Origin of the sequence: Anaerococcus jeddahensis, from assembly GCF_001182725.1 — a bacterium.
In the GTDB taxonomy this organism is placed as follows: domain Bacteria; phylum Bacillota; class Clostridia; order Tissierellales; family Peptoniphilaceae; genus Anaerococcus; species Anaerococcus jeddahensis.
In genome coordinates, this window is record NZ_CWHU01000004.1 from 174,195 (window position 1) to 189,333 (window position 15,139).

General features: G+C 29.7%; 10 protein-coding genes. 1 reads left to right on the plus strand and 9 read right to left on the minus strand.

Annotated features, from left to right (window positions below; all coding sequences use genetic code 11):
- Nucleotides 1–27 precede the first annotated feature (27 nt).
- Entirely contained in the window at nucleotides 28–1,533 is a 1,506-nt protein-coding gene (locus BN2087_RS02015) for a PTS transporter subunit EIIC (RefSeq protein WP_049690233.1), read from the plus strand.
- A 577-nt stretch (nucleotides 1,534–2,110) separates the two neighbouring features.
- Here the strand turns inward: BN2087_RS02015 and BN2087_RS02020 are convergent.
- The 9 genes from BN2087_RS02020 to BN2087_RS02060 form a co-directional block, all read right to left on the minus strand.
- On the minus strand, nucleotides 2,111–2,341 hold the full coding sequence (locus BN2087_RS02020) for a glutaredoxin family protein (RefSeq protein WP_049690234.1): 231 nt from the start codon (nucleotides 2,339–2,341) through the stop codon (nucleotides 2,111–2,113).
- A 77-nt stretch (nucleotides 2,342–2,418) separates the two neighbouring features.
- A complete protein-coding gene (rsmA, locus tag BN2087_RS02025) occupies nucleotides 2,419–3,267 on the minus strand; it encodes a 16S rRNA (adenine(1518)-N(6)/adenine(1519)-N(6))-dimethyltransferase RsmA (RefSeq protein ID WP_049690235.1) in 849 nt (282 codons plus the stop codon).
- Nucleotides 3,264–3,794, minus strand: a complete 531-nt coding sequence (gene rnmV / locus BN2087_RS02030; RefSeq protein ID WP_049690236.1) for a ribonuclease M5 — start codon at nucleotides 3,792–3,794, stop codon at nucleotides 3,264–3,266. The genes rsmA and rnmV overlap by 4 nt, the downstream gene beginning before the upstream one ends.
- A 5-nt stretch (nucleotides 3,795–3,799) precedes the next feature.
- Complete coding sequence (locus tag BN2087_RS02035) at nucleotides 3,800–4,564, minus strand: TatD family hydrolase (RefSeq protein ID WP_049690237.1); 765 nt, start codon at nucleotides 4,562–4,564, stop codon at nucleotides 3,800–3,802.
- Nucleotides 4,564–6,501: a methionine--tRNA ligase gene (gene metG / locus BN2087_RS02040; RefSeq protein ID WP_049690238.1), complete on the minus strand. Its 1,938-nt coding sequence runs from the start codon at nucleotides 6,499–6,501 to the stop codon at nucleotides 4,564–4,566. The genes BN2087_RS02035 and metG overlap by 1 nt, the downstream gene beginning before the upstream one ends.
- 435 nt (nucleotides 6,502–6,936) lie before the next feature.
- Entirely contained in the window at nucleotides 6,937–10,656 is a 3,720-nt protein-coding gene (locus BN2087_RS02045) for a hypothetical protein (RefSeq protein WP_049690239.1), read from the minus strand.
- A 480-nt stretch (nucleotides 10,657–11,136) separates the two neighbouring features.
- Nucleotides 11,137–12,402, minus strand: a complete 1,266-nt coding sequence (gene tyrS / locus BN2087_RS02050; RefSeq protein WP_049690240.1) for a tyrosine--tRNA ligase — start codon at nucleotides 12,400–12,402, stop codon at nucleotides 11,137–11,139.
- A gap of 260 nt (nucleotides 12,403–12,662) precedes the next feature.
- Nucleotides 12,663–12,890: a hypothetical protein gene (locus BN2087_RS02055; RefSeq protein ID WP_082144163.1), complete on the minus strand. Its 228-nt coding sequence runs from the start codon at nucleotides 12,888–12,890 to the stop codon at nucleotides 12,663–12,665.
- An 831-nt stretch (nucleotides 12,891–13,721) separates the two neighbouring features.
- Nucleotides 13,722–14,876 (minus strand): iron-containing alcohol dehydrogenase, encoded by a 1,155-nt coding sequence (locus BN2087_RS02060; protein WP_049690241.1) that lies wholly within the window; start codon nucleotides 14,874–14,876, stop codon nucleotides 13,722–13,724.
- Between the last annotated feature and the right edge of the window lie 263 nt (nucleotides 14,877–15,139).

The window sequence follows — 15,139 nt, forward strand, 5'->3', positions numbered from 1 at the left end:
AATAAAGTAATTAGTTAAGGAGGACTTATGTTTAAATATTTACAAAAAGTCGGCAAGGCTTTTATGCTTCCAATAGCATTGCTCCCTGCCGCAGGTTTACTTTTGGGTATTGGTGGTGCTTTTTCATCACAAGCCACAATTGATGCCTATCCTTTTTTAGGAAATAGCGTTTTACAAACTATTTTTAAGGTTATGGCTGGAGCTGGAAATGTAGTTTTTGCAAATCTTGCCATGCTTTTATGTATTGGTATTATGGTCGGTCTTGCAAACAGGGAAAAAGGAGTTGCAGCTCTTGCTGGTGCAGTTGGATTTTTGGTAATGAATGCAACTATATCAACTCTTCTTTCAATTTTTAATCCTGACGGAGATCCAATTGATACTGGTGTTGTTGGTGCTTTGGTTATTGGACTTATTGCAGTTTATCTTCACAATAATTATTACAATATTCAATTGCCACAAGTTCTAGGATTTTTTGGTGGATCAAGATTTGTTCCAATAATTACATCTTTTGTTGCAATTATTGTTGGTACATTTTTCTTTATAGTTTGGCCACCTTTCCAACGCCTTTTGATTTCTGCTGGACAATCTATTGCAAAACTTGGAGTTTTTGGAACATTTTTATATGGAATGCTTATGAGATTATCTGGAGCTGTTGGACTTCACCACATGATTTATCCAATGTTTTGGTACACAGAACTTGGTGGAGTTGAAATGGTTGCAGGTCAACAAGTCGCAGGAGCTCAAAAAATATTTTTTGCTCAATTAGCTGATCCAAATCACGTTGGACTTTTTACAGAAGGAACAAGATTTTTTGCAGGAAGATTTTCAACAATGATGTTTGGTTTGCCTGCTGCAGCCCTTGCCATGTACAATAATGCAAAAGAAGAAAACAAGAAAAAATTAAAAGGATTATTTTTGGGAGTAGCTTTAACTTCATTTATAACTGGAATTACAGAACCTCTTGAATATATGTTCCTTTTTGTTCAACCACTTTTATATGTTTTCCATTCATTTTTGGATGGTTTATCATTCTTGATTGCTGATTTATTAAATATAAATATAGGAAACACCTTCTCTGGTGGTGTAATTGACTTTATATTGTTTGGTGTTTTACAAGGAAACGAAAAAACTCACTGGTTATTAGAAATTCCATTTGGACTAATATGGGCAGCTCTTTATTATTTCTCATTCTCTTTCTTAATAAAGAAATTTAATATAATGACACCAGGAAGAGGCGATGATGAAGTAGCTGACGAAAAAGAAGTTAAAACAGATTCCGATTCAAACTTACATGAAGAAGCACTTGTAATTTTAGATGCCCTCGGTGGAAGTGAAAATATAATTGATGTTGACGCTTGTATAACCAGACTTAGGGTAAATTTAAAAGATCCAAAAATTGTTGATAAAAATATATTAAAACAAACAGGAGCAACCGGAGTCCTTGATGTCCCAGGAGGAGTTCAAGTAATCTACGGAGCAAAGGCAGTATTATACAAAAATGAAATTAACGAAATACTTGGAGTAGTTGATTAAATTTTTGATAAATTTGAATAAGTAATTAAAAATACCCATCTCGAGCAGTAGTCGAGAGATCTCTTTTGTTAAATATTTATATATATTTGACTAATTTTGAGATTTCTCTTTGCTCAGATGGGTTTTTTTGTGCTTTATTTTTATGCTAAAGTTTATATTTTATTTTGGGTTAATTTTTTTCCATGAGACCTCTCGGCTACTAAAACCAGTTTTCTTCGAAAACTTTTTCGTGCTTTACCACTAATTTTTAGGGATAATTATGCCAAATCAAGGCATAATTATCTGCTCGAGGCGGGTGTCTACTCTCTTTATTTTAATTCTAAAGTTTTATTTAATTTCAATTTGTTTATTACTTAGCCTAGTGCCTTTGTATTTTATTACAACTTAATTTTTTTTAATTTAACAAGCTAATTGCTAATTTTAAAAAATAAAATTTAAATAAGTAATAAATAAATTCGAAGTAATTACATAAAGAAAAAAATAACCCATCTCGAGCTTGTCGAGAGATCTCTTTGGTTAAATATTTCTATTTATTTAACATATCTTGAGATTTCTCTTTGCCCAGATAGGTTTTTATTTATAATCCTAATTTTTCATCTACTACTTCTTTATTAAAGCCTACAATGTCTTCCCCGTCTATGTTTATTACTGGAACTCCTCTGTGGCCTTTTTCTACTAGATAGTCGATTGCACTCCTATCTTCGTCTACGTTTTTTTCTTCAAAATCTATATTATTTTCTTTTAAATAATTTTTTGCTGCCTTGCAGTGTGGGCAGGTGTTTGATGTATAAACTGTTACTTTTTTCATATTTTCTCCAATCTTTTTTCTTTTAAATCTATTTTTCTAACATCATTATTATACTCAAATGATAATCTCTTTCAATTTTATTTTTTTATTTTCTCGTATTCGTTTGCTATTTTTATAAAATCATTAAGGGAAAGATTTTCTGCTCTTAGATTTTCTTTTAGGTATAAGATTTCAAAAATTTCTTTTAAATCTTCTTTTTCAATAACGCTTGATAGGGAATTTAGTATGGTTTTTCTTCTTTTATTAAAACCTGCCCTAACTATAGAAAATAAAATATTCCTATTAACTTCCTCATCATACAATCTCAAATTTAATTTTAAAACTTGGGAATCTATTTTTGGTTGGGGCATAAAAACTGATTTTGGAACCTTAAATTGACCAGTAATTTCTGCATAATATTTTATAAAAACTGAAAGTGATGAATAATCCTTGCTTTTTTCATCCGCCTTCATCCTATCTGCCACTTCTTTTTGAACCATAATAGTCATGTCCTTGCAAGGAAGGTCTTCTTCAAATAATTTTTCAATTATTGGGGTTGTTATATAGTATGGCAAATTTGAAACGACTTTGAAATCTTCGCCATTAAATTTTTCTTTTACAATTTTTTTAAGGTCAGTTTTTAAAATATCTGCATTTATAATATCAACATTTGAAAATTCGCCCAAATTATCATTTAAAATTGGAATAAGGGTCCTATCTATTTCTATAAGCACAAGTTTTTTGCAAGTTTTTGCCATTTCTTGGCTTATTGTTCCAATTCCTGGCCCAATTTCCAAAATATTTTCGCCAGAAACTTCTGATAAATCTATAATTTTATCTACAAAATTTTTATCTACTAAAAAATTTTGGCCCAAAGATTTTGTGAATTTAAAACCATAGAGGTCTTGGATTAATTTTATTGTTTTTGGTGAATATAATTTTTTCATAATTTTTCAACCGCTCTTTCAAATTCTTCTCGACTTATGCCAAAGGAATTTAGTTTTGATAAAAGTTGCTTGGAATTAAAATATCCTATAGAAAGTATATCGCCGAGCTTTTCTCTTCTGTTTCTGCTATCATCTGTAAGGGTTAGATTATTGTCCAAGAGGTCTTTCATGGTAAATTCTTCTCTTTTCTTACAAGTTGAGGCGTGGGCGTTTTTTAGTGCCTCTATTATATCTTCTTTTGAGGCATTTTCCACTCCTAAATCTCCCTTTTTGATTGCTTTTTTCCTATCAAGATAGGCGTGCTTTGCGTTTGGAATTTCTTTGGAAATTTTCGCCCTGATTTTTTTTCCTGCAAAATCTGGGTCGGTAAAAATTATTATTCCACATCTTTTGTCAATTTCTTTTAATTTTTCAATCAAATCTTTGCCAAAAGCAAGGCCGTTTGTCGCAATAAGTTCGCAATCAACTGCTGATTTAATGTTTGTTATATCGTCTTTTCCTTCAACTACTATTGTTTCTTTTATCATATTACCTACTTTATATTAAAAAATTCCATGGCATTTTTGCTTGTTCTTTTTGCAAGTTTTGATAATTTCATCCCACGAAGATTTGCAATTTCTCTTGCAACTTCCACAATTTTTCTCGGATCATTTCTCATTCCCCTGTAAGGTTCGGGGGAAAGGTATGGGGAATCTGTTTCAAGCATGAGCCTATCCAAATCCACATTTATAGCTGCATTTTTTTCATTTTCTGCGTTTTTAAAAGTTACAACTCCCCCGATTGAAATATAATATCCTCTTTTCATACATTCCATAAGGTGGATATATGAATAAGAAAAACAGTGAATTTGAACTTTTAAATCTGAATAATCTTTTAAAATTTCCAAACAATCATCAATTGAATCTCTGGAATGAATCACTACTGGGAGCTTTAATTTTCTTGCAAGGTCTAATTGCTTAATAAAAATTTCTTTTTGCTCATCCTTGTTGTCATATTGCCAATAATAATCAAGACCAATTTCTCCAATCGCGAGAACTTTTGGATCTTTTGCCAAATTTTCTAATTTTTCTATATCTCCATCTTTAAAAGAATCTATATTTTGAGGATGAAAACCAACTTGGGCAAATAAATTGTCATATTTTTTTGAAAGATTTAAAACATCAATTGAATCTTCTAAATCGCAAGCTGGCATTACCACATAATTTACGGCAAAATTAGACAGATCCTTTATAAGAAAAGATCTGTCCTCATTAAAATCATCACTCGTTAAATGGGCGTGTGAATCTATTAATTTCATTAAGAAATCACCGTACCTGGTTTGCAGTCTTTGATTGTTGTAAGTAAAACTGCATCGTCTCCTGCAGCAAGAAGCATTCCTTCTGATAAAATTCCTCTCATTTTTACAGGTTTTAGGTTTTTAATTATTACGATATTTTTTCCAACTAGGTCTTCTTTATTGTAGAATTCTTTTATACTTGAAACAATTGTCCTAGTTTCACTTCCGATATCAACTTTAAAAACAAGAAGTCTATCAGCATCTGGATGGTCTTTTACTTCTAAAATTTTACCAACAACAAGGTCAAGCTTGTCAAAATCATCAATTTTAATTTGTGCTTTGCCTTGAGTTTCTTCTTCTTTTTCTTCCTTTTTAACTCCAAGTCTTTCTTCAATTAATTTATTATTTAGAGCATGAAGTTTTTCAAGTTCTTTTTCTGTATCAAGTCTGTTAAATAAATTTTCGCCCTTACTTACTTTTGTACCTTCTTTAATTAGGCCAAATTCTTTTGCAGATTCAAAACCTTGGTTTTCTACTCCCAATTGTTTTAAAATTTCTTTAGTTGTATTTCTCATAACAGGTTCAAGCATTTGGGCAACAATTCTTAAAGATTCAGCAAGATTATATAAAACTGTATTTAATCTGTCATATTTTTCTTCACGACCCAAAATCCATGGCTCAGTTTGGTCAACATACTTATTTGATCTTCTTACAAGATTCCACAAACATTCCAATGCCTCATTAAATTTAAATTCATCCATTAATCTTGTGAAATCATCATAAGTTTTGTGGCAAAGATTAATTAAGTCTTCATCGTACTCATCAGTTTCAGTACCTTTTTTGATTATTCCATCATTATATTTTGAAATCATTGAAACAGTTCTTGAAAGTAAATTTCCCAAATCATTTACCAAATCAGAATTGTACCTATCCATAAATTTCTTTGAAAGGAAGTTTCCATCAGAACCAAAATTAAATTCACGAAGTAGGAAATATTTTAAAGGATCTGTTCCATATAATTCTACAAGTGGTTCTGGATACATAATATTTCCCTTAGATTTACTCATCTTGTCATTATCAAACAAAATCCAACCATGGGCAAAAACTTTTCTAGGAAGTGGAATATCAAGAGCCATCAAAAGTGCTGGCCAAATTATTGTATGAAATCTTACAATATCTTTTCCAATTAAATGAACTCCAGCTGGCCAATATTTATTGAATTTTTCCATATCATAGCCATAACCAATAGCTGTCAAATAACAAGATAAGGCATCAATCCAAACATAAACAACATGTTCGTTGTCAAAAGGAACATCAACTCCCCAATCAAAAGTATTTCTTGAAACAGAAAGATCATCAAGGCCCTTGTTTATAAAGTTATTTAACATTTCATTTTGCCTAAATTTTGGCTCAAGAAATTCAGGATGGTCTTTGAAAAGTTCTTTTAATTTATCAGTATATTTTGAAAGTCTGAAAAAATATGATTCTTCCAAATGGTGGTCAACTGCTCTTCCACAATCAGGACAATTTCCATCATCAAGTTGACTTTCAGTAAAATATGATTCGCAAGATTCGCAATAATATCCGTCATATTTTCCCTTATAAATATCTCCCTTGTCATAAAGATATTGGAAAATATTTTTTACATTTTCTTCGTGTTTTGGATCAGTAGATCTTACAAAAGTATCATAATCAATATCAAGTTTTTTTAGCAAAACTTTTGTTTCTCCTGCAATTCTATCAACAAATTCTTGAGGCTTAGATCCATGAGAAAGAGCTGCGTTCATTATTTTTTGACCATGCTCATCAGTTCCAGTAGTAAGGTAAGTATCAAATCCTCTTAAAGTTTTATATCGTTTCAAAACATCAGCAATAACTGAAGTATAAACATTACCAATGTGAAGATTACTGTTAGGATAATAAATCGGTGTGGTAATATAGTAGGTATTTTTTTCCATAAATTCTCCTTTGTAAATAATTAAACTATTTTCATTTTATATATAATTATATTATAGCGTTTTTGTCCATTTTTTCCAATTTAAAATAAGGGGCAAAGCCCCTTATTAGACTGTTGACAAACTAAATTTTCACCCATTTAGTACTATAAAAGTGTAAGTAGAAAAAACTTTCTACCTACACTTTTTTTAATATAATGAAGGTAACAGACGCAGCCCATTTGGGATAATACACCCGTACTCGAAAAAAAAGACTTGATTTTTCCTAGCAGGTTTCGAGCGAACGTAGTGAGTCGAGAAATCTCATGAGATCTCTCCATGCGTTCGTTTCACTCACTTAGTCGAGATGGGTTAGAGCTTAATTTAATTCTAAATTACTCATAATTTTTTTATTAGACTTTGTCTACAAACTGAAGGGGTCAAAGCCCCTTATTTTAATTATTTATCTTTTTTTCTTTTTTTAAAAAATAATATAGCAAAGGCTCCAGCTATAAGTGGAATTATTATTTTAAATATTCCATTATTATTTTCCTTTGACTTATTATCAATTTTTTTATCATCATCAACATTACTTTCTGATTTTTCTGAATCATTATTTTCTTCATCGCTTGAAAAATCATTTTTTGTTTCTTTCTTATTTTCGTCTTTTTTATCTTTTTTATCTTTTTCTTTAGCTTCACTATCTTTTTTATCCAAATCTTCTTTTTCTTCTAAGTCTTTGTTTTTATTATCTTGGTTTAAACTCAATAGATTTTGATTTTGTAAATTATTATTTGAACTATTTTGACCTCTTAATGATAGCCTTGAGCCTGTTTTATTATCTTGTCCTTGACTTTGAGATTCATTTCTCTTTGCACCAAGTGAGGATTCTCCTGTCCTTTGGTTTTTATTCTTATTTTCTTTTGAACTTTCTGCGCTATTTCCTTGATAATTTTTATTTTCTTTTGCTTCTAAACTTTCCAAAGCTTTTTTAGCTTTTGTAAATTCTGTTAAAGCTGATTTTTGATTTTCCTTGACCTTATTTAGATTTTCAAGAGCATTTTTTGTGTTTTCTTTTGCAAGATTTAAGCTTTGTTCAAGTTTTTCAGTTTTTTCTTCAAGGAGATTGATATTTTTAATTTTTTTGCCTATATTTTCAAAATCTTTGTAGGTTTCTGGATCATTTATATCAACTTTTTTCGCCTTTTCACTTAAAGATTTAGCTTCTTCTAGATAGACTTTGCTATCTTCAACTTGTTTTTCTAAGCTTGGAATTAATTTCTTCCTATTTTCAAATGTCTTTTTCGCATCTTCAAGGTCTTTTTCACAAGATTTCACATTTTCTAAGGCCTTATTAACTTGGTCTAAAGATTTTTTACTTTCCTTATATTTATTCTCAGCACTTAAAAGTGATTTTTTATTTTCTTCTAATTTTTCAGATAAAGATTTTTTCTCATTTTTGATATTATTAATCTCCTCATTTAATTTATTAATATTTTGATCTATTGTAGAAAAATCTTTTTTATCTTCTTCTAGTTTTTCGTTAAGAGTATTTGAAGATATCTCTAAATTTTCTAATTCTTCTTCCTTGGCATTTTGCTCATCTAAAAGTTTTTGTGCATCGCTTGATAAGCCTTTTAATTTATTTGAAATTTCATCTTTTTGATTTTCTTTTTCTTTTTTACTAGCTTCTAGGCTATTTATTTCACCATCAATATTATTTATAGAATCCGAATAAGTTTTTGCTTTATTATTTAGATTTTCTAATTTTTCTGCATAGTCCTTATTAGCATCTTTTATGCTTGCTATTTCTTGGTCTAAGCTTTCTATTTCCTTTGTTAAATTACTTATGTTTTGTGAAATTTTCGCTTTTTCTTCTGATAATTTATTAACTCCTTCTTTCTTTGAAGCTAATCTATTTTCATTTTCTGTTTTAGATTTTTGAAGTAAGTTTATTTGATTGTTTTTATCATTAATAGCAGCTTCTACTTTTTCAATTTCTTTTTCTTTTTCGTTAATTTCTTCTTCAAGCTTACTAATTTCAACTTTTAAATTAATTATTTTATTTTGAGTATCTTGATCAACTACAGAAGCTTTACCATTGATAATGTCTTGTAAATTTTTCATATATGCATCAAGACGTTTTTCATAATCTTCAACAGAATAAATCTCACCATTATTATCAGTGTTACTTAAAACTATTGATTGAACATATCCATATAAACCAGGTCTTACTGCATAACCGGCACTTTTACTATCCAATTTAGGCTCGTTCAATTGTCTTAATTCATCTTCTTTCCACATCAAATCATCAACTAGATTTGTGTAATGGCCAACTTGATCAGTATAACCTTCTTTTTTCAATTCTTTACTATTTGCTTCTACATCTAAGTAATCATCCATTTCATCTCTTGATTTAAGATGTAAGGTATTTCTCAAATAATCAAAAGTTTTCTTCTCTTCATCCCACCAACCTTCTATATGGCTCATAGGTCTAGGTTTTACGTTCATAATTTGATCTGCCCTAGTACTTGGTCCCCAAGCAAGATTTTCAGTTGGTTCATGCATACTAGCATGTTTAAATTTATCAAATGAAAAGTTAGCGTTGGCTTGAGCTACAGCCATATCATAATCAGTAATGCCCACAATTGATAGTTTTCTATTATCAATTCCAACATCATTTTTTCTTTTTTCATTTACAGCTTTTATTGATTGGATGGCTTCTTTCATATATTCAAGACTTCTTGAATCTTCTTTAGAAAGAATAGTATTTTCGTCATATTTATTTCTTTCTATATACTCAAATCTATTTTCATTATTTTTGCTTCGTTCTGGAATTTCTGTAAATACTTTTAAAGCCTTATCAGATCCCATTTTTTCAAAAAATCCAATTGAGCCTCTATTCCATTGGGCTTGAGCTTTCTTCTTATCTTCTTCACTTACTTGAGCCTTATTATTTTTTTCTAACTCTTCTAATTCTTTCTTTTTATCCGAAAGATCTTGTTCTAAAGAAGATTTTTCACTTTCAAGTTTAGTTTTATTATTTTGATCATTTGTCTTTTCAGTATTTAAAGCATTTATCTTAGACTCATTTTCTTTTACTGAACTATCAATTTCTTTATTTTCATTTGAAATTTCTTGAGATTTTTTCTCGTTTTGGCTTAGCTTATCTTCTTCACTTTTCTTATCATTTTCTTTATTTTCTTTATTAGAATTTAAAGCATCAATTTTATTTTGAACTTCAATGTTGTCTTTTTTAAGATTTTCAATATCAGCATTAATTTTATCAAGATTTTCTTTTGCCTTAGCCTTTTCAGCTTCTTTATTTTTAATACTTTTATATATCTCTTCTATTTCTTTTTCTTTTAGATCCAATTGATCTTTTAATTTTTTCAACTCTTCAGAATTTTCAGGTAGGTTTGAAATTTTTTCTTTTATTTCAGAAATCTCTTTTTTAAGATTTGCTTCTTTTTCTTTTATTTTTGATAATTCTTCATTTTTAGTAGAAATATCTTTTCCTATATCTTCTTTTTTCTTTTCTAAATCCTTTAAATCATTGGATTTTCCATCTAATTCTTTAGATTTCTCATCAAAAGCCTTTTGAGAGTTATCTTTTGAAGCTTTAGCTTCATTTAAATTTTTCTCATCTTCTTTTACTATTTCTTCAATATTAGGATTTTTTTCCTTTTCTTCTTTTAAATTTTTATCTGCAAGGTCTTTGGCTTCTTGTTTTGAAGTGATATTATCTTTGTCTTCAATTAAATCTTTTTTCGCCTGATCTAAATTTTTTTCATTATTTGTAATATTTTCACTAACTTGCTTTACCTTGTTTTCTTGATCTTTAATGTTTTGATCTATTTCATTTTCTAAATCTTTTTTACTTGAATCAAGATTATTTTTTCCCTCTTCATATTCTTTTTGAAGATTATCTTGATTTTGTTTTTCACTGTCATAAGATTTTTGTGCATCTTTTAAGCTAGAATCTGCTTTTTGATAATTTTCTTCTGCTTTATCGTAATTATCTTTAACTTCCTTGTAGGCTGATTTGTTTGTTTCTTCTTTTGTTTGGATATTAGAATCAACATTTTCATCCGCTAAAGAAACCTTTGCATTACTAAAAAGACACGCAGTTGACATAGCCATTACTATAGCTAACTTATTTAAATTTTTCCCTTTCATAACAATTTCTTACTCGCGTAAGCCTCCTTATATATTCTTAAATTTATTATATCAAAATAAAATATTAAAGCAAATTGATGAAATTAAAATATATGTAAATTAATTTTATTTTAATAATAAATAAATTTAAATTAATTTTGTCAACAATACCAACATAAAAAACCCATCCTTTGGATGGGCCAGAGCGTAGACAAAGTCTAATTATTAAGAATTATTAGTAATTTAGAATTAAATTAATATCTAACCCATCTCGACTAGATAAATGTGCATTGATTTTGCACATTTATCCCTAAAACTAGTGTGATAACACAGAAAAGTTTGCAAAGCAAACGTGTTTTAGTGTGAGTGAAACGAACGCATGGAGAGATCTCACGAGATTTCTCGACTCACTACGTTCGCTCGAAATGGGAAAAAATTTAGTTTGTCAACAGTCTGACCCATCCTTTAGATGGGTTTTTTATGTTAAAATTTAAAATATTTTTATTTTATTATAACTTTGTGGAAGGTTTTTTTGCCTTTTTTTACTATTATTTTTCCTTCTTCAAACAAATCTTCCTTTATCTCAAATCTTGGGTCGGTTATTTTTTCATCATTGATGCTTACTCCACCGCCCTTTACTGAATCTCTTGCTTGAGAATTTGATTTGGTTAAGCCTAGTTTTGTTAAAAGAGTCAAAATTCCCATTGGAAGCTCTTCTTTTTTAATTTCAGTTGTTGGCATTGCTGACTCGTCTCCAGCACCAGAAAATAGGGCTTTTGATGCTTCTAGGGCTTCTTTTGCTTTTTCTTCCCCGTGAATTAATTTTGTGATTTCATATGCCAAAACTTCTTTTGCATGGTTAATTTCTTTTGCATCTTTTCCGTTTCCGAGCCTTCTACATTCTTCTGTTGAAAGGAAGGTTAGCATCAAGAGGAATTTTTCTACGTCCCTATCGTCAACATTTCTCATGTATTGGAAAAGTTCGTAGGCTGAAGTTTTTTCTTCATCAAGCCAAACAGCTCCCTTTTGACTTTTGCCCATTTTTACTCCATCAGCAGTTGTCAAAAGTTTAAAAGTCATTCCATAAACTTTTTCATCTTCTTTTTTTCTAATCAAATCATAACCACCGATAATATTTGACCATTGGTCAGATCCACCGATTTGAAGGGTGCAGTTGTGTCTTCTGTATAATTCTAGAAAATCGTAAGATTGTAAAAGCATGTAGGAAAATTCAAAAAATGTAAGACCCTTGTCCATCCTATTTTTATAAGCATCTTTTTTTAGCATTTCGTTTACAAGGAAATTTGATCCAACATCCCTTAAAAAATCTACAAATGGAAGATTTAATAACCAATCTCCATTGTTTACCATTATAGCCTTGTCGCCAGAATCTTCTCCTTCATTTTCAAATTCCAAAAATCTTTGAAATTGTTTATAAAAACAATTTGCATTGTGGTCAATTCTCTCTTTGGTCATAACCATTCTCATATCACTTCTACCAGAAGGATCTCCAATCATTGTAGTTCCTCCACCAAGAAGAGCAATTGGTCTGTGACCATAATTTTGCATCCTCATCATAACCATAATTTGGATAAGGTGACCAACTGTCAAAGAATCTGCAGTTGCATCAAACCCACAATAAAAAGTTATTTTCTCATTTTTTAATTTCTCAGCTAACTCTTCCTCATCAGTAGAAGCCTCAAAATATCCACGATCTTTTAGCTCATCAAAAACTGAATCATATTCTTTTGGGTATTTAAATTTCATATATTTCTCCTTTATTTTTAAAATTTTCTTTATTTTTAAGCACAAAAAAAGAGCATAAGAAGGCATCTAAATGCGGTACCACTTCTTTTTATACTCCACGCTTTCACTAAGTAGAAAACCAACTTTGGACAAAGAATCCTGTAATTTCAAAAAAATTATCCCAAATTTTTCCTACTGTAAATCCTATAAGTCCTATTTACTTACTATAGACTATACAATTTTTAATGATTTTTTCAAATATATAGACTATAAATAAAAATTTATAGCCTGTGCCAATTATTTTCCTTCAAATTTTTAAAATTCTCCACATTATCTTCGCACATTTTCCCCTTAAAAGAAATTTCATAGGATATTTTTTTGCCAAGATGAGAAAAATTTATAAAAGCCTTATTAGATCTCTCATCAATTTCAAAAGAATTAATTTCATTCCAAGGCATAAGAAGAAAAATGTCTTTAGTAGAATTTGAAATAAAATCTAAATATAACAAAAGAGATCTCTCGACTCATGACATTCGCTCGAGATGGGTTTATACCCTATACTTTTTTGCTGCGAAGAAGTTTAAATAAAATTTTAATAAATAAAATTATAGTGTCGTTGAAACTTCAGTAATTAAACCCATCCAATCAACACCCATCTCGAGCCTGTCGAAAGATCTCATGCAAAAACTAAGGCAGAAGAAATTGTAGGCATTCAAATAAAATATAAGCCTAAACTAACAAAATAGATCTCTCCACGCACTTCACTTCGTTACGTTTGGTCGAGATGGGTTTAATATTGCTATAGTTTTATACTTTGAATAAATTTAAATCAAATTTTAATAAATGAAATTATAGTGTCATTAAAACTTCATTCAGAAAAATTTAGCAAAAATAAATAATTATAATTACTTAAATTAATAAAAGTTCTACAAAAATAAATAACTTATCATAAATATATTACAGTTTTGTTGAGACTTCAGTAATTAAACCAATCCACTCAACACCCATCTCGAGCCGATAAATATGCCTTGAATTGGAATATTTATCCCTAAAACTAGTACAGATTTATAACCGTTGATTTCGGTTATAAATCCTAAAAACTAGTGCAAGAGCACGGAAGAATTTACGTAGTAAATGAGTTTTCATAAGCACGGATGAATTTGCGTAGCAAATGGATTTTAGTGTCGAGAGATCTCTTATATTAATTTTATCCAATTATTTACCAATCCTTTGGAAAAAATTCTAACCTAAAAGAAAAAAATAAAAACAGGAACTCTCGCTCCTGTTTTTACTAATCAATTTATATTTTTTAGTAATTACGATGTTTAAAATTTATTTTCTTAAAAATCTATTTTTTTGCCGTAATATGCAGCCTCGTAGATTTTCTTTATATCTTCTGGTGAAGTTTCTCTTGGGTTTGTAAGAGTACAAGCATCTTTGAACGCATTTTCACTCATTTTATCCAAAACTTCCAAGAATTTATCTTCTTCTATTACAGTATTTTTACCGTCTTTTATATTTGCAGTTAGTCCTACTGATTCGTTTAATTTTCTAATTTCTTCTGCTATATCATCAATTCCAAGAATTTTTTCCAATTCATCATATCTATCTGTTGATTTTCTATTGTAATCAATGATGTATGGAAGCATAATTGCATTTGCTTCACCGTGAGTTAAGTGGAAAATTCCTCCGATTTTATGAGCCATTGAGTGAACTATTCCAAGAGATGCATTTGAAAATGCCATTCCTGCAAGTGTTGATGCGTCGTGCATTTTTTCTCTTGCATCTATATCTTCGCCATTATCATATGCTTTTTTAAGATTTCCAAAAACAAGTTCGATTGCTCTAATTGCAAGTGGAGATGTGTAATCATCTGCTGCTGTTGAAACGAAAGCTTCAACTGCGTGAGTCATAACGTCCATTCCTGTTTGAGCTGTAATTCTTGGTGGCATTTTGCTTGCAATAACTGGATCACAAATTGCTACATCTGGAACAAAATCAGGATGAACCAATGGATATTTAATTTCTTTTTCTGTATCAGTAATTACAGAAAATGCTGTTATTTCTGAAGCAGTTCCTGATGTTGATGGAATACAAGCCATTTTTGCCTTTGTTCTAAGTGGTGGGTTATCAAAAGCTGCCAATTTTTCAAAACTATATCCAGGATGTTCATAGAAAATCCACATAGCCTTTGCAGCATCCATTGCAGAACCTCCACCAATTGGAATTATCCAATCAGGACCAAATTCTTCCATTTTCTTGCCGCCTTCAAGACAAGTTTTTACAGAAGGATCAGGTTCAACCCCATCAAGAATCATAACTTCCATACCAGCTTCTTCCAAATATTTTTTAGCTTGGTCCAAAAAGCCAAATTTTTTCATAGAATGTCCACCAGTAACAAGAACAGCTTTCTTGCCTTCAAGATTTTTAAGATATTCAAGACTGTCCACACCGTGAACAATAGTTCTAGGAACTTGGAATGTTGTAATAGTCATTTTTTTCTCCTTATGTATTTTCTTTGTTAATCTTTTATCACTATTATTATATGAGTTTGTTCATATTTGTCAACATTATTTTCATCTTAAAGCTTATTATTGTTATATAAATAACACCAATATACTTTTTGCTTATTAAAATAAACAAACAATTAATAATTGAATTTTTATATTAGATGATTTAATCAAAATATTCATTTAGAAATCTCATTTCAAAAAGAAATTTCAAAAATAATAAAAGAAAAAGTCAAACTCTAAAAGAA

Coding starts and splice junctions, on each gene's coding strand:
- rsmA (WP_049690235.1), bottom strand. CDS start 3,267: ATGAAAAAATTATATTCACCAAAAACAATAAAATTAATCCAAGACCTC.
- metG (WP_049690238.1), bottom strand. CDS start 6,501: ATGGAAAAAAATACCTACTATATTACCACACCGATTTATTATCCTAAC.
- BN2087_RS02020 (WP_049690234.1), bottom strand. CDS start 2,341: ATGAAAAAAGTAACAGTTTATACATCAAACACCTGCCCACACTGCAAG.
- BN2087_RS02060 (WP_049690241.1), bottom strand. CDS start 14,876: ATGACTATTACAACATTCCAAGTTCCTAGAACTATTGTTCACGGTGTG.
- tyrS (WP_049690240.1), bottom strand. CDS start 12,402: ATGAAATTTAAATACCCAAAAGAATATGATTCAGTTTTTGATGAGCTA.
- BN2087_RS02045 (WP_049690239.1), bottom strand. CDS start 10,656: ATGAAAGGGAAAAATTTAAATAAGTTAGCTATAGTAATGGCTATGTCA.
- BN2087_RS02015 (WP_049690233.1), top strand. CDS start 28: ATGTTTAAATATTTACAAAAAGTCGGCAAGGCTTTTATGCTTCCAATA.
- rnmV (WP_049690236.1), bottom strand. CDS start 3,794: ATGATAAAAGAAACAATAGTAGTTGAAGGAAAAGACGATATAACAAAC.
- BN2087_RS02035 (WP_049690237.1), bottom strand. CDS start 4,564: ATGAAATTAATAGATTCACACGCCCATTTAACGAGTGATGATTTTAAT.